The 21,491-nt window shown below is 64.7% G+C and carries 14 protein-coding genes; 7 read left to right on the top strand and 7 right to left on the bottom strand.

Translation table 11 applies throughout. The annotated features are described in order from the left end of the window. The coding region (locus K678_RS19050; RefSeq protein ID WP_021132655.1) for a Rossmann-fold NAD(P)-binding domain-containing protein at positions 1-565 on the top strand (565 nt) is incomplete at its 5' end. Here the strand turns inward: K678_RS19050 and K678_RS11660 are convergent. From K678_RS11660 to K678_RS11675, 4 genes are read right to left on the bottom strand one after another with little or no spacing between them, the layout of a single operon-like run. After that, on the bottom strand, positions 553-1,179 hold the full coding sequence (locus tag K678_RS11660; protein ID WP_021132656.1) for a response regulator transcription factor: 627 nt from the start codon (positions 1,177-1,179) through the stop codon (positions 553-555). The genes K678_RS19050 and K678_RS11660 overlap by 13 nt on opposite strands. Next, a complete protein-coding gene (locus K678_RS17800; RefSeq protein ID WP_021132657.1) occupies positions 1,176-2,777 on the bottom strand; it encodes an ATP-binding protein in 1,602 nt (533 codons plus the stop codon). Before K678_RS17800 ends, K678_RS11660 begins: the two co-directional genes overlap by 4 nt. Next, entirely contained in the window at positions 2,774-3,388 is a 615-nt protein-coding gene (locus K678_RS11670; protein ID WP_021132658.1) for a response regulator transcription factor, read from the bottom strand. Before K678_RS11670 ends, K678_RS17800 begins: the two co-directional genes overlap by 4 nt. A 5-nt stretch (positions 3,389-3,393) precedes the next feature. Next, positions 3,394-5,376: a PAS domain-containing sensor histidine kinase gene (locus K678_RS11675; RefSeq protein ID WP_231376250.1), complete on the bottom strand. Its 1,983-nt coding sequence runs from the start codon at positions 5,374-5,376 to the stop codon at positions 3,394-3,396. 138 nt (positions 5,377-5,514) lie between these two features. On the opposite strand from K678_RS11675, the gene K678_RS11680 reads away from it, so the two are divergent. Both K678_RS11680 and K678_RS11685 read left to right on the top strand, forming a co-directional pair. Next, positions 5,515-6,498: a TRAP transporter substrate-binding protein gene (locus tag K678_RS11680; protein ID WP_021132660.1), complete on the top strand. Its 984-nt coding sequence runs from the start codon at positions 5,515-5,517 to the stop codon at positions 6,496-6,498. A 34-nt stretch (positions 6,499-6,532) separates the two neighbouring features. Then, on the top strand, positions 6,533-7,480 hold the full coding sequence (locus K678_RS11685; protein ID WP_021132661.1) for a ChaN family lipoprotein: 948 nt from the start codon (positions 6,533-6,535) through the stop codon (positions 7,478-7,480). Between the two features lie 45 nt (positions 7,481-7,525). On the opposite strand, the gene K678_RS18680 is transcribed toward K678_RS11685, so the two are convergent. Further along, a complete protein-coding gene (locus tag K678_RS18680; protein ID WP_021132662.1) occupies positions 7,526-7,987 on the bottom strand; it encodes a peroxiredoxin in 462 nt (153 codons plus the stop codon). Between the two features lie 12 nt (positions 7,988-7,999). Beyond that, the gene (locus K678_RS11695; RefSeq protein ID WP_039852954.1) at positions 8,000-10,960 is read right to left on the bottom strand and encodes a bifunctional [glutamine synthetase] adenylyltransferase/[glutamine synthetase]-adenylyl-L-tyrosine phosphorylase; all 2,961 of its coding nucleotides are present in this window, start codon (positions 10,958-10,960) and stop codon (positions 8,000-8,002) included. 111 nt (positions 10,961-11,071) lie between these two features. On the opposite strand from K678_RS11695, the gene K678_RS11700 reads away from it, so the two are divergent. Next, the gene (locus K678_RS11700) at positions 11,072-14,236 is read left to right on the top strand and encodes a YhdP family protein (protein WP_021132664.1); all 3,165 of its coding nucleotides are present in this window, start codon (positions 11,072-11,074) and stop codon (positions 14,234-14,236) included. Positions 14,237-14,258: 22 nt separating this feature from the next. Here K678_RS11700 and K678_RS11705 read toward each other — a convergent pair whose 3' ends face one another. Then, positions 14,259-14,483: a hypothetical protein gene (locus K678_RS11705; protein WP_021132665.1), complete on the bottom strand. Its 225-nt coding sequence runs from the start codon at positions 14,481-14,483 to the stop codon at positions 14,259-14,261. A gap of 328 nt (positions 14,484-14,811) precedes the next feature. Here K678_RS11705 and glgB point away from each other — a divergent pair, with 328 nt between their 5' ends. The 3 genes from glgB (at position 14,812) to malQ (ending at position 21,486) form a co-directional block, all read left to right on the top strand. Continuing rightward, positions 14,812-17,010 (top strand): 1,4-alpha-glucan branching protein GlgB, encoded by a 2,199-nt coding sequence (gene glgB, locus K678_RS11710; protein ID WP_021132666.1) that lies wholly within the window; start codon positions 14,812-14,814, stop codon positions 17,008-17,010. A gap of 109 nt (positions 17,011-17,119) precedes the next feature. Further along, positions 17,120-19,282 (top strand): glycogen debranching protein GlgX, encoded by a 2,163-nt coding sequence (gene glgX, locus K678_RS11715; protein ID WP_021132667.1) that lies wholly within the window; start codon positions 17,120-17,122, stop codon positions 19,280-19,282. Beyond that, positions 19,279-21,486 (top strand): 4-alpha-glucanotransferase, encoded by a 2,208-nt coding sequence (malQ, locus tag K678_RS11720; RefSeq protein WP_021132668.1) that lies wholly within the window; start codon positions 19,279-19,281, stop codon positions 21,484-21,486. The genes glgX and malQ overlap by 4 nt, the downstream gene beginning before the upstream one ends. The last annotated feature ends 5 nt before the right edge of the window (positions 21,487-21,491 follow it).

Here is a 21,491-nt window from a genome sequence, read left to right on the forward strand (position 1 = left end):
GACCACCGGCCTTTATGGCGACCATGGCGGCGGCTGGGTCGATGAGACCACGCCCCCCGATCCAACCCAGGATCGCTCGCGCCGTCGCCTTGAGGCCGAGGAATCCTGGCGGGCGACGGGTTTGCCGGTGCATCTGTTCCGCCTTGCCGGGATTTACGGGCCGGGCCGGTCGGCGATCGAGCAGGTGAGGGCAGGCGTGGCGCGGCGGATCAACAAGCCGGGTCAGGTGTTCAGCCGCATCCATGTCGAGGACATCGCCCGCTCGGTGCTGGCCTCGCTTCAGCGGCCCGCGCCGGGGACGATCTACAATCTGTGCGATGACGATCCCGCCCCGCCGCAAGACGTGATCCTGTACGCCTGCACCCTGTTGGGGCTGGAACCTCCGCCCGAGATCGGCTGGGACGAGGCACAGGCAACCCTGTCGCCGATGGCGCTGGGATTCTATGCCGACAATAAGCGGGTGTCGAACCGCCGGATGCACGACGCGCTTGGGGTCGACCTGGCCTATCCCAGCTATCGCGACGGACTGGCGGCAATCGTTCGCGGCGGGAGTCAGCCCGGCTGAATTTCGGGGGAATCCTCCAGGCTGAGGGCCATCCGCACCAGCGCTGACAGGCTGTCGGCCTCCATCTTTTCCATCACGCGGGCGCGGTGAATTTCGACGGTGCGGACGCTGATCGACAGATCGGCCGCCACCGCCTTGTTCGGCATCCCGCGCACGACCCGATCCATCACCTCGTTCTCGCGCGGGGTCAGGGTGCGGAAGCGGGTTTCGATTTCGTCGCGGCGACAGCGCTGGCGGAAGCTGCGTTCGCCCCGGTCCAGCGCATCGCGGGTGCTGCGCAGGAAGGTTTCGTCGTCGAACGGCTTCTCGATGAAATCGGCGGCACCTTCCTTCAACGCCTCGACCGCCATCGCGACGTCGGCATGGCCGGAAATGACGATCAGCGGCAGGTCGAGGCGGCGCTGGTTCAACAGACGCAGCAGATCCAGCCCGCTCATCCCCGGCATCCGCACGTCGGCGACGACGCAGCCCGGCGCGTCCAGTTCCGCCTGGGCCAGGAAGCTTTCGGCGTCGGGATAGGCGGCGGGGGCGAGATCGGCCGCCTCCAGCAGCATCGACAGCGAATCCCGCACGGCGGGGTCGTCGTCAACAATATGAACCAGCGGCCGAGTCATGCCTGTCCTCCTGTCTTGGTCCCTGACGCCAGCGGCAGGGTAAAGCGGAACGCGCAGCCGCCGGGACCGTTGCCAGCCAACCACAGCCGACCGCCATGCGCTTCGATGATAGTACGGCAGATCGCCAGCCCCAAGCCCATGCCAGCGGCTTTGGTGGTGGAAAAGGGCTGAAACAATCGCGCCACCAGATCCTGATCGAGGCCGGGGCCGCTGTCGGCGACTTCGACCGTGACCGTTCCCGGTTCTGTGGGGTGGGTGACAACGGTGACGAGACGGCGGGGACCGGGAGTCTGCTCGATGGCCTCGATCGCGTTGCGCAGCAGGTTCAACAGCACCTGTTGGACCTGGACCGCATCGACCAGCACCGGCGGCAGGGTCCGGTCCAGCACCGCTTCAAAGCGGATGCCCGCCCGCTGGCATTCCGGCTCCAGCAGCGCCAGCGAATCCCGCACCAGCGTAGGCAGTACATGTGGCTGGCGGTTCAACTCGCCCCGACCGATAAATTCGCGCAAGGTGCGGATAATCATCCCGGCGCGCTCGGCCTGGGTGGCGGCCCCGTTCATCGCCGCCCGCAGCTTGGTCTGATCGTTGCCAGGGGAATCGAGCAGGCGCAGGGCGGCGCGGGAATAGGTCAGCGCCGCCGAGAGCGGCTGGTTCAGTTCGTGGGCCAGCGCCGCCGCCATTTCACCCGCCAGAGACAGCCGGGCGAAGCGGTCCAACTGATCCTGGCGCCGCCGCAAGGTGTCCTCGACCGAGCGGCGCTCGGTTACCGCCACCCCCAGGAACAGGGTGGAAAGGGTGAGAACCAGCATCCGGAACTGATAGGCGGTAACGGCGTCGGCATCCTTGACCACCATCACGAACGCCGCGACCATCCCGATTTGCAGCACGATGTTGATCACCACCGCGCCCCGGATGCCAAATCGCGCCGCCGCCCAGATCGAGGGCAGCACCAGCAGATCGTACAATTGCCATTCGGCGGCGGCGGGCAGGCGAAACAAGGCCCACAGCATCGCGATGGCGACGGCGCCTTGAACCGTCGCTTCGATCGTGACGGCGCGGCTGGGCAGAGGGAGCGGCGGACGCAATACCAGCACCAGCGGCGTTACCACCATCGCGCCGATCATGTCGCCAATCCAGGCCCGGGTCAGCACCTGGGCGAACTCGCCCTCTGGCAGGGTGGCGGTGAGCCACAGCGACGCGGCGTCCCCGGTGGCGGTACCGAGCGCGGCCATTGCCGCTGTGACGATCAGCAGGACCAGATCGCGCTGACCGGCCAGACGCAGATTGGCGAAGCGGCGCAGCACCAAAGCGGCCAGTCCCCAACTGATCCCCACCGTAGCCGCCGGAAGCAGCGCCACCAGCGCCGGGAGTTGACCGCCCGAGCGGAACAGGGCCGAGCCGATCTCGCCTGCCACCACCACCGGCAGGAAGGTCGGCCCGCCCAGCAGCAACGCGGCAAAGGCCAGTCCGACCGAGGGGTCAAGCGGTTCGACCCCGATCAGCACCTGGCCCCGCCCGTACTCGACCCATTCGACGATCAGATAGCCGATCAGCAGGGCGAGCAGGGCCAGCCCCTTGTGGCGCAGCGGACTCATGGGGTCGGGCGCTTGGGCATGGCCAGGGTCTGGGCCAGTTCGACCGCGGTCTTCACCCCCATTTTTTCGAACAGACGGGCGCGATGGACCTCGACGGTACGCATCGTGATGCCCAATTCGTCGGCGATCACCTTGTTGAGCTTGCCCGCCAGGACCCGTTCCATCACCTGACGTTCGCGCAGGGTCAGGGTGTCGAGCCGGGCGGCAAGACAGGCTCCGGCGGCGTCGGACTCGCGCTGAAGAACGGCCCATTCCAGCGCCTCGATCACGCGATCGACCAGATCATTATCGTTGAACGGCTTTTCGACGAAATCGCGCGCGCCTTTCTTGACCGCCGCCACCGCCATCGGTACGTCGCCATGTCCGGTCAGGAAGATCACCTGGACTCCGGCGCCGATTTCGCGCAGCCGGTCGAACAGCTCGATTCCGGTCATTCCGTCCATGCGGATGTCGAGCACGACGCAGCCATACAGGCCGGGGTGCCAATGCGCCAGGAATGCCTCGGCCGAGGCAAAGGTCTCGACCGCGACGCCGCGCGACTGGAACAGCCAGGACAAGGCATCGCGGATCGCTTCGTCATCATCGACGATGAACACAACCGAACCTGTCATCGTCCTTAGGTCTCCTTGGTCGGCAAGGTGAACAGAAATACGCTGCCCCCGTTGGGATTGGGTTCATACCACAACCGGCCGCGATGCCATTCGACGATCGAACGACAGATGTTCAGGCCCATTCCCATTCCCTCTTCCTTGGTCGAGAAAAAGGGTGTGAACAGGCCGTCGGCCATTTCCGGGGTGATCCCGGTGCCCCGGTCGGCAACCCGGACCACCGCCTGGCCGTCGGCGGTCCGGATCGAGATGTCGATCTCGCGATGGAACCAGGGGGTGGCGCTCATCGCCTCGACGGCGTTGCGGGCGAGGTTCAACACCACCTGTTCGATCAAAATGCGATCGGCATCGACCCAGGGATCGGTCGGATCGGGAATGACGGTGACCCGAATCCCATGCTTGCGGGCGTCGGCCTCGACAAAGCCGACCGCGCCCTCGATTACCCGGTTGATTGCGCAGGGCGCGACCGAGGGCTTGCTCTTGCGGACGAAATCGTGGATGCGGCGGATGATCTGACCAGCGCGCTGGGCCTGAATGCCCATCTTGGTCAAGGGGGCTTCCAGTTCCTCGGCGCGGACATTGCCCGCTTCCAGCCGGTTGAGGCATCCGGCCGCATAGCTGGCGATTGCCGATAAGGGCTGATTCAATTCGTGGGCCAAGGTCGAGGCCATTTCTCCCATCGTGATGAGACGGGCGGTCCGCTGAAGCTTTTCCTGTTGCTGGCGTGACAGATCTTCGACCCGCTGACGCTCGGTGATGTCCAGGATCGAGGCCATCCAGCCCGAATGATGCCCTTCGCTGTCGATCAGCGGGGCCTCGTAAATCAGCGCCTTGAACCGCTCCCCGCTTTTGCGGCAGAGGGTCAGTTCGAACCCCTCCGGCGGGGCGTCGCCGCGCAGAACGGCGCGAAACATCGAATAGCAGCTTTCGGTTTCCTCGGGCGCCCAATAGATCATCGGCGGAACCGAGCCGATCAGGTCGGACGCCTCCCAGCCGACCATCCGGCAGAAGGCGGAATTGACATAGGTGACCCGTCCGTCAAGGTCGCGCGCCCGCATCCCGACGGTCAGCGATTCCTCCATCGCCTTGCGAAACGCATGTTCGACCCGCAACGCCTGCTCTGCCTCCAGCCGTCGCCGCATATGGCGGCGCAGCGCCCACAGACTGAGAAACGACGTCAGCGCCAGCCCGAAAATTGCGGCCGCCAGCAGATTGCGGACCAGATCGTTATCCTGGCGATAGGCGGTGACGACAATCGCCAGCCCCTTGCCCGGCGGCTCGAACCGGACCTGATGGCTAAGGCCGGGTTCGGCGACCTCTAGCTGCGACTTGGTCGCCAGCACCATTCCGTCGCCATCGACGATCTCCAGCCGGTATTTCTGGGCGAACCACCACGGCACCTGCTGCGACAGCATCTCATCAAGCGAGACCGTCGCGATCAGCATCCCGACGAACTGTCCCTGGTTGAACACCGGGACATAGACGTCAAAGGCGACTCCGGACTCACCCCCCAGCCAGAAGGGCGCGCCATAAACCGGCTGCCCCAGCGACCGGGCCAGAATGAACCCGGTGTGCCAGTCCGGCGCGATCTCGGTCTCGGGCAGGGGATTGGCGGGCGGGGCGGCGCGTAGCACTTTTTCGGCGGCATCGCGCAAAACGATCCGGCGCAAATCGGGGCTGGAGGCGATCAGGGTACTGGATTCGGCATAGAACAGCTCCGAACTCAGCCCCTCGCGCCCCAGCCGGTTGGCGAGCCGGGTCAGGGATTCGGCGTTAGAGGTCAGGTGGAAGTGCAAATCCTGTTCGACCCACAGCACGTCCTGGATCAAGGTCTCGGCGCGTTCTTCGGCCTCGTTGTGATGCAGCAGCCACAGCAGGACGCCCAGCAGCACCACCACCAGCGCCATCGCCAGAATCGGCAGTCCGCCGCGCCATCCGGTTCCCGCCCGCATCCGATCCACTGTCCCGGTTCGACTCTGTGTCGCCGTCATACGTGCCCATCCCGATACTTATTGCTGCAAAATGGTATAGAGTGATGGCAAAAATCGATACAAAACGATCAGGAAGGCCAAAGGATGAGACAATCCTCTCCGCGATTTCAGCGGTTGTCGCTTTTTATAGCGGCGGTGATGGCCGTGATGGCGTTTTCGATCTCGGCTGTCCAGGCCGATTCGAAACCGATTGTGATCAAGTTCAGCCACGTCGTCTCTCCCGACGCGCCGAAGGGAAAGGCCGCGGCCTATTTCAAGGCGCTGGCCGAGGAGCGGACCAAGGGGCGGGTGGTGGTCGAGATCTATCCCAACAGCCAGCTCTACAAGGACAAGGAAGAGATGGAGGCGCTTCAACTGGGCGCCGTTCAGATGCTGGCTCCCTCGCTGGCGAAATTCGGACCGCTGGGGGTCAAGGAATTCGAGATTTTCGACCTCCCATATATTTTCCCGTCCAAGGACGTGCTGCGCGCCGTGACCGAGGGTCCGGTCGGACGCGCTCTGCTGAAAAAGCTTGAACCGAAGGGGATCATCGGTCTGGCCTATTGGGATAACGGCTTCAAGATCATGAGCGCCAACCGGCCGCTGCGCACGCCCGAGGATTTCCGTGGTCTCAAGATGCGGATTCAATCCTCGAAGGTGATCGACGCCCAATTCCGGGCGTTGGGGGCGCTGCCTCAGGTGATGGCCTTTTCCGAGGTCTATCAGGCGCTGTTGACCGGGGTTGTCGACGGGACCGAAAACCCGCCGTCGAATATGCTGACCCAGCAGATGCAGGACGTGCAGAAATACGCCACGGTCTCGAATCACGGCTATCTCGGCTATGCCGTGATCGTCAATCGCAAGTTCTGGGAAGCGTTACCCGACGATATCCGCGACACCCTTGAATCCGCGATGATCGAGACGACCCGATACGCCAACGCCATCGCCCAATCCGAAAACGATACCGCCCTTGAGGCGTTGAAGGCGTCCGGCAAAATCGAAATCGATACCCTGACGCCCAGCGATCTTGCGGTGTGGCGCAAGGCGCTGCTGCCGGTGCATCGCGAGATGGAAGGGCGGGTCGGCAAGGACCTGCTCGAAACCTTCTACCGCGAGGCCGCAAAATTCGGCTTCCGCAATTGATCGTCCCCACTGTCCGACAGAGCGGGTTCCTCCCATGCCATTTCGTGTCCTGCTGGTTTTGCTGATGCTGCCCATCCTTTCCGTTCAGGCCTGTTCGGCGCCACCCACTCCGGTGATCGCGTCGGACCACCCGTTGGCGGGGCGGATATGGCAGCCCGCGACCGGGCGGTTCCTCAGCGTTGATGAACTGGAAACGCGGCTCGCTTCGGCTCAGGTGGTGATGCTGGGCGAAACCCACGACAATCCCGACCATCACGCGTTGCAAGCCTGGGCGGTGCGTACCCTGGCTGCCGCCGGGAAAAAGCCGCAGGTGGCATTCGAGATGATCGACCGCGACCGTCAGGCCGATCTTGATGAAGCTGTCCACGATCTTGATGGCTTGGGCGAGGCCCTGCGCTGGAAAGAACGGGGCTGGCCCGATTGGCCGCTCTATCGCCCGATCGCCGAAGCGGCGCTGGCTGCGGGGGGAACCCTGTCCGCCGCTAATCTGCCCGCCGACGTAACGCGTCAGATCGCCCGCCGCGTCGAACCGGCTGAACAGGCGGCACGGTTGGGGCTCAATGCTCCGTTGCCCGAGGCGATCGCCGCCGCTCTGGCCGACGAAATCCGTTCCAGCCATTGCAACATGATGCCGGACAGCGCGATTCCGGGGATGGTGCGGGTTCAGCGCGCCCGCGATGCCGAGATGGCCGAAACCGTCGCCGCCCTGGCCCAGCGTCCCGGCCCCGGCCCGGTGGTGCTGATCGCCGGGGCCGGGCATGCTCGCACCGATCGCGGCGTGCCGGAGCGGTTGCGCCAGATCGCGCCGGGCCTGACGGTGTTTTCGCTCGGTCTGATCGAAACCGATGCGGCGGTCACCGATCCCGCCGCCGAGGCCCCGCCGTTCGATGCGGTGTGGTTCACCGGCCGGGCCGAGCGTGAGGACCCTTGTGCCCAGTTGATGCGGCAGATGAAGAAAAAGTCCGACGCGGCGGGGAAATAAGCGGGGCTCTCCGGACGGGAGGCTCCGCGCGTCCGTCAGGCCGTGTTAACCCGCTGTCGCTGCCTTCAGCACTGCGGCGGCATGGCCGGGGACTTTGACCTTGCGCCATTCCGCCTTCAGCGTCCCGTCGGGACCGATCAGGAAAGTCGAGCGTTCGATCCCGAAGTAAGTCCTTCCGTACATGCTTTTTTCTTTCCACACCGCATAGGCTTCGGTGACCGCGCCGGTTGAATCCGACCCCAGGCGGAACGGAAGCTCGTGCTTGGTGCGGAACTTGACGTGGCTGGCCACCGAATCCCGTGACACACCCAGGATGTCGATCCCGGCGGCCTGGAAATCGGCGAAAGCATCGCGGAACGATTTGGCCTCGGTGGTGCAGCCCGAAGTGTCGTCCTTGGGATAGAAATACAGCACCAGGGTCCGACCGGCATAATCGGCCAGCGTGACCGGGCCGTCCTCGGTTTCAAGCGAAAAGGCGGGGGCGGGTTGGCCCAGAGGGATGGTCATGGTCGGGCTTCCTTACGAGGGGGGACGAAGGCGGCGGGCGGGTTCGTCCACCAGCCGGGTGAACACCTCGAACGCGGCCTGGGCGCAATCGTCCATCCGGTCGACGAGGCTTTTGAAATCGCCCAGCCCGGCAGAGCGGGCCAGCAAATCTTTTAACCCGCGTGAGGCGGTGCGTTCGTCAAAGCCACCGGGCAGGGTCTGGCGCAACACCGTCTGCACCGCCGACCACAGCGCCAGGGCTTCGTCGAGAACCGCCGCGTCGCCCAGCCCGAGCAGACCAGCAGCGCGGGCGCGGGACAGCGCTTCGGCGGTGTTGGGCGACAAGATACCGGGATGATCGGCTCCGTGCGCCAGTTGCAGGGTCTGGGCGATGAATTCGATATCGACCAGCCCGCCCCGGCGATGCTTGACCTCCCAGCCACTGGTGGCCTTGTGCTCGTTGGCGATCCGCTCGCGCATTTCGGCGACGTCGGTTACCAGCCGGTCGGGGTCGCGCCGCTTGGTCAAGGTCTCGCGCAGCACCGCTTCGATCCGTTCGGTCAGGGCGGGATCGCCCGCCACCACCCGCGCCCGCGTCAACGCCATATGCTCCCAGGTCCACGCCGCCTCGGTCTGATAGCGGGCAAAGGCTGCCAGGCTTGAGGCGATCGGGCCGGAATGGCCCGACGGCCGCAGCCGCATGTCAACCTCGTACAAGGTGCCTTCGCCGGTCTTCGCGGTCAGGGCGTTGACCATCCGCTGGGTCAGCCGGGCGAACCAGGTCGCCACCGCCAGCGGACGGGTGCCGTCGGATTCCTCGGATTCGGGGGGTGCGTCATAGATCAGGATCAGATCAAGGTCCGAGGTCGCCGACATCTCGCGGCCACCCGCCTTGCCCATCGCCAGGATCACCCAGGCTCCGCCCGGCACCCGTCCATGGGTGCGGGCGAATTCGTCCTCGACCCGGGGCGCGATCCGGTCGATCACCGCCTCGGCAATGTCGGACAGCGCGCGGGCGGCTTCGGCCGGGCTGATCACCGCACGCAAGGTCAGCACGCCGACTTGGAATTTGCGGTCATTGGCCCAGCGCCGCACCACGTCCAGCACCTGCTGGAAATCGTCGGCCTGCTCCAGCGCCCGGTCGAGTTCGGCGATCAGGCTGTCAAGGCCGGGCGGCGGGGCGAAGAACCCGGCCTGTAACACCGAATCCAGCAGCGAGGGATGGCGGGCGAGGTGGGCGGACAGCAGCGGCGCGTCGCCCATGATCTCGGCGACCAATTGCAGCAGGGTCGGGTTGGCGTGGAACAACGAGAACAGCGGCACCCCGGCAGGCAGGCCGCCCAGAAACTCATCGAAGCGCAGGAAGGCATCGTCGGGGGCGGCGGTGTTGGACAGCGCCTCCAGCAGCGTCGGGGTCAACTCGGTCAGCAATTCGCGGGCGCGGGTCGAGCGGGTGGCGCGGACCCGGCCATGGTGCCAGCCGCGCAGGGTCGAACACACCGCATCGGCGTTGCCAAAGCCCATTGAATTGAGGGTGTGGACCGTTTCCGGGTCGTTGTCGCCCCCGGTAAACACCAGATCGCCATGGGCGGACAAAGCCGGGGCGTCTTCGAACAGATGGGCGTAATGGCCTTCGACGGTCTGGAGCCGCACCGTCAGAGCGGCGGCGAACTCGTCGAAATCGGCGTGGCCCATGAAGGCGGCAATGCCGTCGAGCAGGGCCGGATCGGTCGGCAGGGTCTGGGTCTGCTTGTCGTCGATCATCTGGAGCCGGTGTTCCAGCCGCCGCAGATAGCGGTATGCTTCGGTCAGCGACTGGGCGACCTCGGTGCCGACATGCCCGGCTTGGGCCAACGCCGCCAGCGTCTCCACCGTGCGGGACAGCCGCAATTCAGGCTGACGTCCGCCCCAGATCAATTGCTGGGTCTGGGCGAAAAACTCGATTTCGCGGATGCCGCCGCGCCCCAGTTTGACGTTGTGACCGGCGACAGCGATGGTGCGGCTGCCGCGATGGGCGTTGATCTGGCGCTTGATCGAGTGGATATCGGCGATCGCGGCGAAATCGAGCGATTTGCGCCAGATGAACGGGCGGAGGAATTTCAGGAACGCGGTTCCGGTTTCGACATCGCCCGCGACCTGCCGCGCCTTGATCATCGCGGCGCGTTCCCAATTCTGGCCGAAGCTTTCGTAATAGGTCTCGGCGGCGGCCAGCGACACCGCCGCCGGGGTCGAACTGGGATCGGGGCGCAAGCGCAGATCGGTGCGGAAGACATAGCCGTCGGCGGTGCGCTCGTCGAGCACACGGACCAGATCGCGGGTCAGCGCCACCACGCATTCCTGCACGCTTTTGCGGCCGGTATAGGTCAGTTGATCGGGGTCGTAGAGGACGATCAGGTCGATATCGCTGGAATAGTTCAGCTCGAACGCGCCCAGCTTGCCCATCCCCAGGATGACGATCCCCGACCCCACCGAGGGGTGGACCGGATCGGGCAGGGTGAGGTCACCCCGGTCGCCAGCGCGGCGCAGCAGAGCGTCGAGCGCCAGCGAGATCGCGGTATCGGCCAGTCGCGACAAAGCGTGGGTCACCTGCTCCAGGCTCCAGGCTCCGGCGAGATCGGCCAGACCGGCCAGCAAGGCGCCCTGGCGCTTGGCTACCCGCAACACCCGCATCAGGCGGACCTGATCGCTTTCGCTGGCGAGATCGGCGCTCAGTCCGTCCAGCAGTTCCTCCAGCATCGCGTCGGGCCCGAGGTCGAGCATCCGTTTCACGAACGCCGGTTCGGTTTCAAGACAATGGGACAGGAACGGACTGTTGCCGAACACGGCGCGGATCAGCGGCCCGATGTCACGATCGTCGGGCAGGGCGCGGATCAACGCGGCCAAGGCGGGATCGTCGATCGTTTGGGCGGCTTCGGCCCAGCGGGCCAGCCCCAATTCGACGCGAGACTGATCTGCAACACGCGGAAGCAAAGAGGGAATTGCGGGAAAACGCACCTTGTGCCACCTCGGTTGTTATGCTTGCCTGCAACACTGCGGAATGCTTGACCGGGGGTCAAGCGTGCCGGTGCTATCCTGGCAATGTTCGAACGGGTAAGGGGGAGGCGCGTGGTCCACGGTGCCGTCAACGTTTTGTTTCGGGTCTTGGGGCTGGTTCTGGTCAGTCTGGTGATCGGCGTCTCCCTGTTGGCCTGGCGGCTGTCGCAGGGACCGATCGTGCTGGATTTCCTCACCCCGGCAATCGAGGACGCCCTGGCCGCTGGCGACGGGTCGCTGGTCGTTCGGCTGGGGACCACCGTGCTGATGGAGGGCGATAACGGTCGCCTCCTCGAAATCCACGCTTTTGACGTTCGCGCCTTTGGCTCCGGCGGTCAGCAGATCGCCGCCGTGCCCGACATGTCGTTCAATCTCAGCGGTCGGGCGCTGCTGTCGGGACTCGTCGCCCCCAACACGATCCGGCTGTACGGTCCCCGGCTGAAGCTGCTGCGCGATCCCGACGGCCGGGTTCATCTCGGCATCAACAGCCGGGCCGAAGAGTCCGAACCAGCCCCGGAATCCGAGGCGATTGCCGATGCGATCCGCGATGCCCTGCTGGGCGATCCCGACCCGGCCAAGCCAGGGCGGACCCTGCAATCGCTGACCATCCGTTCGGCCGAGATCATCGTCGACGATCAGGTGCTGGGACGGCAATGGCGGGTTCCTGATTCTGACCTGACCTTTCGCCGCGCTGACGCCGGGGTAATCGTCACCGGGCGCGCCCGGCTGGAACTGGACGGCGATACGATCGGGCTGGATGTCGAAGCGACCTACCTCAAGGCGACCGAGGCGGTCGAGGCCGTGGCCCGGTTCAGCGCGTTGCGTCCGGCTTTGCTGGCCCGTTTCGGCGGCGCTCTGACCCCGCTGGCGGCGGTCGATATGCCGCTGACCGGCTCGGTTCACGCGATTCTTGATCGTGAAGGGCAACTGGACCGTCTCGATGTCGATCTGACCGGCGGGGCGGGCAGCATCGCCCCGCCGCCGCCGCTGGTCGAAGGAACGGTGCATCTCGACGGGCTTTTGCTGCGTGGTGGCTATGTCCGGTCCAGCGGCCGGATCGACCTTGCCGGATTGAAGCTCGATTTCGGCGGCGGCGCGACGCTGGCGGCGACGGGGGCGCTGGAGGGATTGGCGACAGCTACCGGCGGGCCGGTGCGGCTGGATGCCGTGGTGCGCGATCTGCCGGTTGATCGGCTGCGCGATCTGTGGCCGCAGGGGCTGGGGCAGAACGCCCGCGATTGGGTGGTTCCCAACCTGTCGAAGGGCATCGTTCACGAGGCGACCCTGGGCCTGACCGGCCATTTGCCGCCGGGGGGAAGCCCCGAGGCTCTGGTGCTCGGCCATGTCGGCGGCACGATCCGCGCCGACGGAGTCACCGTCAATTATCTTCACCCGATGCCGGTGGCGCGGGGGGTGGCGGCCAACGTCACCTATGACGCCCATTCGATGCAGATCGCCCTGACCACGGGTGAGGTGTTCGGCCTGCGCCTGAAAGACGGGTTGGTCGGATTCACCGGCCTCGATCAGGAAGATCAATTCGCCGACATCGCACTGACCATCGCCGGTCCGATCCCCGATGCGTTGCGTCTGCTCGACAGTCCGCCGTTGCGCTATGCCCAGGCGCTGGGGATCGAGCCGGGCAAGACCGGGGGCGAGGCCACCACCCGGCTGTCGCTGAAATTCCCGTTGTTGAAGACGCTGCGGCTTGACGATCTCGATATCCGCGCCCAGGCGGCGGTGAAGTCACTGTCCTTGCCCAAGGTCGCGCTGGGGCAGGATCTCGATGGCGGTTCGCTTGACCTGACCGTTGACGGGCAGGGGCTGGATGCCGCCGGGACGGTCAGCCTGGGCGGGATGCCCGCGACGCTGACCTGGCGCGAGAATTTTTCGTCAAAGGGCGGGGCGTTCCGCAGCCGCTATCATCTGAAGGCCGCTGCCGTCACTGACGAGCACCGCCGCCGCCTTGGTCTCGATGCCGGATCGTTTCTGACCGGCCCGGTCGGGGCCGACGTCATCATCACCTTTGCCGATGGAGGGCGGGGCGATATTGACGGTCGGCTCGATCTGGCTCCGGCGCGGCTGACCCTGCCGGGGTTGGGCTGGACCAAGGAGCCGGGCAAGCCCGGCACCGCCGAAGCCTCGATCCGGCTCGATCGCCGTCAGGTCGGATCAATCCCCCATTTCGTCGTGCTGTCCGGCGATCTGGAAGCGCGGGGTTCGGCCGCATTCGGACCGGAAAGCACATTGCGACGGGTCGATCTGATCCGGCTGTCTTATGGCCGGACTCAGGGCGAGGGCAGTGTGACCCTGCGCCAGGGTGGCGGCTATGACATCGTCTTTACCGGCCCCAGCTTCGACGCCCAGCCGGTCCTGTCCGCGGACGAGGATCGCTCGAAGGACCCCAAGAAGCCGCCGCCGATGGGAATCGTCGCCAGCGTTCAATCCTTGTGGGTCTCGGACAAGGGGGCGGTGCGACCCGCCGCTTTGTCGCTGCACCGTGACGCCCAGGACTGGCGGGCGATGTCGCTGAAAGGCGGCCTTGACGGCGGTAAGTCGTTGTCGGCGACCTTGACCAGCGATGCGGCGCGGCGGCGCAGTTTCGCGGTGGCGTCGGAAGATGCCGGGGCGGTGGCGCGGACCTTCGACGTGTTCGAGGATCTGGTCGGCGGCGATCTGACCGTCGAGGGGTATATCGACGACAACCAACCGGCTCAGCCGCTGATCGGCTCGGTCAAGATCGCGGATTACCACATCCGCAACGCTCCCGCGCTGGCGCGTCTGCTGACCGTCGCCGCCTTGACCGGGATTGTCGATGTGCTGCGGGGCGAGGGCGTCGGCTTCTCGTCGCTGGATGCGCCGTTCGTTTATTCCAACGGCTTGCTAGAGCTGAAGGATGCCCGCGCCTGGGGGGCCGCGTTGGGGATTACCGCCAAGGGTCAGATCGATCTGGACAAGTCGCGTCTGGCGATCGAGGGGACCGTGGTCCCGGCCTATGTGCTGAACAGCGCGTTGGGGCGGATTCCGGTGCTGGGCTGGCTGATTACCGGGGGAGAGAAGGGCGGCGGGGTGATCGCCTTCAATTACACGATGAAGGGAGCGGCCGCCGATCCGTCGGTGACGGTCAATCCGCTGTCGGCGCTGACGCCCGGATTCCTTCGCAAGCTGTTCAACGTCTTTGACGATGGCAGCGGGACCGACGCGCGCAAGGAAGATAACGGCGTCAAGGCGACGCCGTGAGCATACGGGCCGGGGCTGGACGTCAGTCCTTGCCCGATCCGCCCGAGGTGGCCAGCAGCATCACCAAAGCGCCACAGATCGCGGTCAGGAGCAGTCCGACATAGACGGCCAGACCCAGCGGGCTGGTGCCGGGCGAGGGATCGGCCACGGCTCCGAAAATCGCTCCGGACGCGCCGACGGCGAGATAGAGGAAAATCAATACCAGTCCGATCGCGACCAGACCGGCAACCTTGGCAAAGACACTCATCTTTCCATTTCCTTCCCAAATGGCAGAGTGAGGCGGTGAAAAATATAACAGATTTTTCTTCCGACCATCGTGCAAACTTCGGCACCGGCCCGACCCGGCCGATCAACGGCACGGTCCGCCTGCGTTCGCAGGTGCGGGACTCAATCTGAAGGCTGAGTGATCGAAGTTCTTTGTCATTTGCGACTTCACTGTTAATTGGAAAGGCCGGGCTGCGAAATCCGCTTTTGCCAATCCTGATAAAAGCGATGACACTTCGACGATGGAGCCGTTAGGGCACTGTCCGGTATTCCTTCCGGCCCTCTCTATTGCCCGAGTTAAAGGAGTCCGCATGCGCGAGATCCCCGTTCTGATCAAGCCCGGCGATGCCGATGCCCTGGCCGCTGGGCGGCATAACGATCCTTTCGCCGTTCTTGGTCCCCATCCCGACAATGGCGGATTGGTCTTGCGTAGCTTCCAGCCGCACGCGGCCGAGGTCTTCGTCTTGGCCGGAGGCGAGCCGGTTGCCATGAACCGGGTGCATCCCGACGGACTGTTCGCCGTCCGTTTGCCCGCGAGCGACGTGGGGCGGTATCGTCTCCGCGTGATCTGTCCCGAGGGGACGGTGGAGGAGATCGAAGACCCCTACCGCTTCCCGCCCCAGCTCGGTCCGCTCGACATCCATCTGCTGGCCGAAGGGACGCATATGCGTCTCTATCAGGTTCTGGGCGCGCATTTGCGCACCATCGATGGTGTCGAGGGCGTTCTTTTCTCGGTTTGGGCCCCCAATGCCGAACGGGTTTCGGTGGTGGGCGACTTCAATTCCTGGGACGGTCGCCGCCATCCGATGCGGTTGCGTCACGATGCCGGGGTGTGGGAATTGTTCCTGCCCGGTCTGGCCCATGGCGCAATTTATAAATACGAGATCGTCGCTCATGGCGGCGTGATGCTGCCGTTGAAAGCCGATCCGTGCGGCACCTGGGCCGAGCGTTCGCCCAAGACCGCATCGAAGGTGTGGAGCCAGCCGAAATGGGAATGGTCCGACACCGAGTGGATGCAGGCCCGCCAGCGTCATAACGACCGCTATGCCCCGGTCAGTATCTACGAAGTGCATCTGGGCTCGTGGCGTCGCAATCCCGGTGACGGCAACCGGCCGCTGACCTATCTGGAAATGGCCGACGAGCTGGTCGATTACGTGTCCGAGATGGGCTTTACCCATGTCGAGTTTCTGCCGGTTCACGAACATCCGTTCGGCGGATCGTGGGGCTATCAACCGGTCGGGCTGTTTGCCCCGACCTCGCGCTATGGCTCGCCCGACGATTTCCGCGTTCTGATCGAACGGCTGCATCAGCGCGGCATCGGCGTCATTATTGACTGGGTCTCGGCCCACTTCCCCAGCGATCCGCACGGTCTGCACTGGTTCGACGGAACCCATCTGTACGAGCATCAGGACCCGCGTCTGGGCGTCCATCGCGACTGGAACACCCTGATCTATAATTTCGGCCGCACCGAGGTGATGAACTATCTGTGCGCCAACGCCCTCTATTGGCTGGAAGAATTCCATGTCGACGGGCTGAGGGTCGATGCGGTGGCGTCGATGCTGTATCTCGATTATTCGCGCGATCCCGGCGATTGGCTGCCCAACCGCTTTGGCGGCAACGAGAATCTGGAAGCGATCGACTTCCTGCGCCGGATGAACCAACTGGTCTATGCCGAGCATCCCGGTGCCGTCACCATTGCCGAGGAATCGACCGCCTGGCCGATGGTGTCGCGGCCGGTGCATCTGGGCGGATTGGGCTTTGGCTTCAAATGGAACATGGGGTGGATGCACGACACCCTGGATTATTTCTCGAAGGACCCGATTCACCGTCGCTATCATCACGACGATCTGACCTTCGCCCAGCTTTACGCCTACCACGAGAATTTCGTGCTGCCGCTGTCCCATGACGAAGTGGTGCACGGCAAAGGCTCGTTGATCGGGCGGATGCCGGGCGACGATTGGCAGCGTTTCGCCAATCTGCGGGCCTATTTCGGCTTCATGTGGATGCAGCCGGGCAAAAAGCTGCTGTTCATGGGCGGCGAGTTCGCTCAGGAACGCGAGTGGAATGTCGATAGCAGTCTCGATTGGCATTTGCTCGACCAGCCCCGTCACCTTGGCGTCAGCCGTCTGGTCCGTGACCTCAACCGGCTGTACCGCAGCGAACCGGCCCTGCATCAACTCGATAACGATCAGCGCGGGTTTGCCTGGATCGATTGCAATGATCGCGACAATTCCGTCCTGAGTTGGCTGCGCCGTGGTGTCGATCCGCATGATTGCATCATCGTCGTCGGCAGCTTTACCCCTGTCGTGCGCGAAGGCTATCGGATCGGGGTTCCCGAATCCGGGTTCTATCGCGAGATCATGAACACCGATTCCGAATGGTACGGTGGCGCCAACATTCACAACAATGGTGGAGTCGAGGCCGAGGATATTCCCTGGCACGGTCATGCATGGTCGATTCTGCTGCGGCTGCCCCCGCTGTCGGTCTCTGTATTCAAGCGTGACGGATAAGGGTAGGATAGCCCTGCCCGGACTTTGTTAAGAGAACCCTTGTCGTCTGATTAGAGGAGTGCCGCATCAAGGTTTCCGTTTCTCCCTCCATAAGACCGTCGAGGATTGCATGAACGCCCGCCGCCTTTTACCCGGCTCTCCGAACCCGCTGGGCGCCACCTGGGACGGCAACGGCGTTAATTTCGCGCTGTTTTCCGCCAACGCCCAACGGGTGGAACTTTGCCTGTTCGATAGTCGCGGTCAGCGCGAGATCGAACGGGTGGTTCTGCCCGAATATACCGACCAGATCTGGCACGGTTACCTTCAGGACGTGCGGCCGGGCCAGCTTTACGGATATCGGGTGTGGGGGCCGTATGACCCCAATGCCGGCCATCGCTTCAATCCGCACAAGCTGTTGCTCGACCCCTATGCCAAGGCGTTAAGCGGCGAACTGGTGTGGACGGATGCCCATTTCGGCTTCCGCGTCGGGGGGCCGCGACAGGATCTGGTGGCCGACCGCCGCGACAATGCCCGCTTCATGCCGAAATGCCGGGTGCTGGACACCGCCTTTACCTGGGGCGACGACCGCCGTCCCACCGTGCCGTGGTCGCGGACCATCGTCTATGAGGCCCATGTTCGCGGTCTGACGATGACTCATCCCGGGGTGCCGCCAGCCTATCGCGGCAGTTTTCTCGGGCTGGCCCAGCCCGGTGTGATCGGCCATTTGAAGTCGCTGGGGGTGACCAGCATCGAATTGCTGCCGATTCAGGCGATGGTCGACGAGCGGCATCTGGTCGAAAAAGGGCTGCGCAATTATTGGGGCTATAACACGATCGGCTTTTTCGCCGCCGATCCGCGGTTTTACGTCACCAGTGCCCACCGCGATTTCAAAAGCATGGTCCAGCGCCTGCACGAGGCGGGGATCGAGGTGATTCTCGACGTGGTCTACAACCACACCGCCGAGGGGAATCATCTGGGGCCGACCCTGTCGTTCCGTGGCATCGACAATGCCAGCTATTACATCCTGCGCCCCGGCAATCCGCGCTGGTACGAGAATTATTCCGGCTGCGGCAACACGCTGAACCTCACCCATCCGCGCGTGTTGCAGATGGTGATGGATTCGCTGCGCTATTGGGCCGAGGAGATGCGGGTCGACGGGTTCCGCTTCGATCTGGCCGCAGCCCTGGCGCGGGGTCGCAACGGCTTCGATTCCGGGGGGTCCAGTTTTCTCGACGCGGTGCGCCAGGACCCGGTGCTGTCGCGGGTGAAGCTGATTTCCGAGCCGTGGGATCTGGGCGGTGACGGCTATCGCTTGGGACGGTTCCCGCCCGGCTGGTCGGAATGGAACGGGCGCTACCGCGATACTGTTCGCCGTTTCTGGTCGGGCGAGGGGGGGATGATCGGCGATCTGGCCAGCCGTCTGACCGGTTCGGCCGACCTGTTCTCGTGGGGCGGGCGCCGTCCGTCGGCCAGTCTTAACTTTGTCACTTGCCATGACGGCTTTACCCTGCGCGATCTGGTGACCTATCAGCGCAAGCGCAACGAAGCCAATGGCGAGGGCAATGCCGACGGCACCGACGCCAATTATTCCTGGAATTGCGGCCATGACGGCGAAAGCCCGTATCCCGAGATCACCGCTTTGCGCCAGCGTCAGGCCCGCAATCTGATCGCCACCTTGCTGCTGTCGCAGGGCGTGCCGATGATTCTGGCCGGCGACGAACTGGGCCGGACTCAGAACGGCAACAACAACGCCTATTGCCAGGACAATGCGATCGGGTGGGTCGATTGGGGCAATGTCGACGAGGATATGCTGGCCTTCTTCCGCATCCTGATCAAGCTGCGGCGCGAGAATCCGGTGTTCCGCCGCGCCCGCTTCCTTGAAGGCAAGCGTCTGCCCAATCTGGTTCTGAAAGACATCATCTGGATCACGGCCGAAGGGCGCGAGATGACCCAGGCCGATTGGACGCTTCCCTATGCCCGCTCGCTGGGCTTCGTGTTGGGCGGCGGCGTCGCGGGGATTGACGAACCCAAAGGTCAGGAAGAAGCGGGGGATACCTTCCTGGTTCTGATGAACGCCTACCACGAATCGGTTCCCTATGTCCTGCCGCCCGCAACTTTAGGGCAGGCGTGGGAGGTGGTGTTCGATACCTTCGAGACCCAGGCAGGATTGCCCTCGGGCACCTGGGCCGCAGGAATTACCTATGCGTTGAGACCACGGTCGCTTGCCGTGTTGCGCAGCGTCAGCAGCGGGCGGGGATTTGCCCGCGATATACAGGAAGGATATGGGGCATGACCGGGATTTCAGCCCTCGACCGGCTGGCGAATCTTGCCGGTATCGAGGACGGATGGTGGGACTTCTTCGGTCAGTGGCGGGTGGTTCCACCCGAGACCAAGCGGGTATTTCTGGCGGCGATGGGCTTTCCCGCTGCTACGCCCACCGAGGTTGAGGCCAGCCTGTCCGTGCTGGAGACCCGGCCGTGGCGGCGTTGGATCGAGCCGGTCCGGGTGCTGGAGGAAGGGTCGGGCGCGCCGTCGCTTGCGGTGGCTTTGCCGGTCGCCGCCGACGGGCAGGTCTTTTCCTGGCGGCTCGAAGAAGAATTGGGGATCGTTCACACTGGCCGTTTCCGCCCCGCCGACCTGGGGAACGGCGAGGTGCGCGAGGTCGAAGGCGTTGTCCTGTGCCGCCGGTTCCTTTCGCTGCCCGCCTTGCCGCCAATCGGCTATCACCGTCTGGTCCTGATTGGACCGGATGGGACCGAAGCCGAGCAATCGCTGATCGTTGCGCCGATGCGGGCCTATGTTCCGCCGGTGCTGGCCCAGGCTCCGGGGGGCTGGGGCATCGCCACCCAGATTTACGCCCTGCGCACGCAGCGGGACTGGGGATTGGGGGGCTATGACGCCCTGGCCGAACTGGCCGAGGGCGCGGCGACGTTGGGGGCATCCTGCATCGGGGTCAATCCGCTCCACGCGCTGTTTCCCAATCAGCCCGAGCGCTTCAGCCCCTATGCGCCGTCGAGCCGGATGTTCCTCAACACCGCCTATATCGACATCGAGGCGATTCCCGAATTCGCCACCTGCCGCGAGGCGCGACGGTTATATGCCGCTCCGGCGTTCCAGGCCATGCTGGGCCGGGTGCGTGAGCCGGGTCTGATCGAGTACGACACTGCGGCACGGCTGTCCCGCCCGATCCTGGAGGCGCTGTTCCGCGCCTTCCGTCAATCGGACGATCAGGCCGCGTTCGAGGCGTTCCGTCAGGCTGGGGGCGAGCGCGCCCGTCGCTTTGCTCTGTTCGAGGCGCTGCACGAACGGATGATCGAAGCCGGGACGCCTTATTGGCGGACCTGGCCCGAGGATCTACGCCGTCCCGACGCACCGGGGGTGATCCGCTTTGCCGCCGAGCATGGCGAGCGGATCGTTTTTTTCCAATGGCTGCAATTCGTGGCCGACCGGCAGTTGGGGCGGGCGCATCGCGCCGGTCTCGATGCCGGAGCGGCGATCGGGCTTTATCGCGATCTGGCGGTGGGTATCGCCGGGGATGGCGGGGAATCCTGGCTGGAACAAGACAGCCTGGCGCTTGGCGTCTCGGTCGGTGCGCCGCCCGATCCGCTGGCGCTCAAAGGCCAGGATTGGGGGCTGCTGCCGTTCAATCCGCTGGCCTTGTCCGAACGGGCCTATGCCCCGTTCATCGCGGTGATGCGGGCCAACATGCGCCATGCCGGGGCGTTGCGGCTGGATCACGCGATGGCGTTGCAGCGCCTCTATTGGGTGCCGCCCGGTCTGCCTGCCGATCAGGGCGCCTATGTCCGCTATCCGGTCGATGATCTGTTCCGGCTGGTGGCGCTGGAAAGCCGTCGCAACCGCTGCCTCGTCATCGGCGAGGATTTGGGAACGGTTCCCGACGGATTCCGCGAGCGGATGGAGCGAACCGGGATTTTTGCCTATCGGGTGATGGTGTTCGAAAAGGAAAACGCCGACCGCTTCCGGTCCTCCGACCGTTTCGACGAGCAGGCGCTGGCGATTTTCGCCACCCATGATCTGCCGTCGGCGCGGGCGTGGTGGCAGGGGCACGATATCGATCGGCGCGAGGCGCTCGACCTGTACCCCCGGCCGGGTCAGGCGGACGAGGAGCGGGGCCAGCGTGCCCATGATCGTGTCGCCCTGGTCACGACCTTGGTGGGCGAGGGGGTGCTTCCCAGCGATTTTCCGACAACGGGCGATCTTGCCGACGACCGGGCGGTCCAATTGGCCGCCGCCGCCCACGCTTTTCTTGGGAAGTCGCGCTCGCGGCTGGCGATGGTCCAGATCGAGGACGTTCTGGGTCTCGATCTCCAGATGAATTTGCCGGGAACCACGACGCAACATCCGAACTGGCGGCATCGTTATCCGCAGGATGTGGCCCAGATTCTCGCCGATGAGCGCCTCCGTTCGCTGGCGGCGGGTTTTTCGGCACGCAACGGACGGCGCAATCTGTCGCCTTCGAGTGACGATAGCGTATAACCACA

The organism is Magnetospirillum fulvum MGU-K5 (genome assembly GCF_000442515.1).
In the GTDB taxonomy this organism is placed as follows: Bacteria; Pseudomonadota; Alphaproteobacteria; order Rhodospirillales; family Magnetospirillaceae; genus Phaeospirillum; species Phaeospirillum fulvum_B.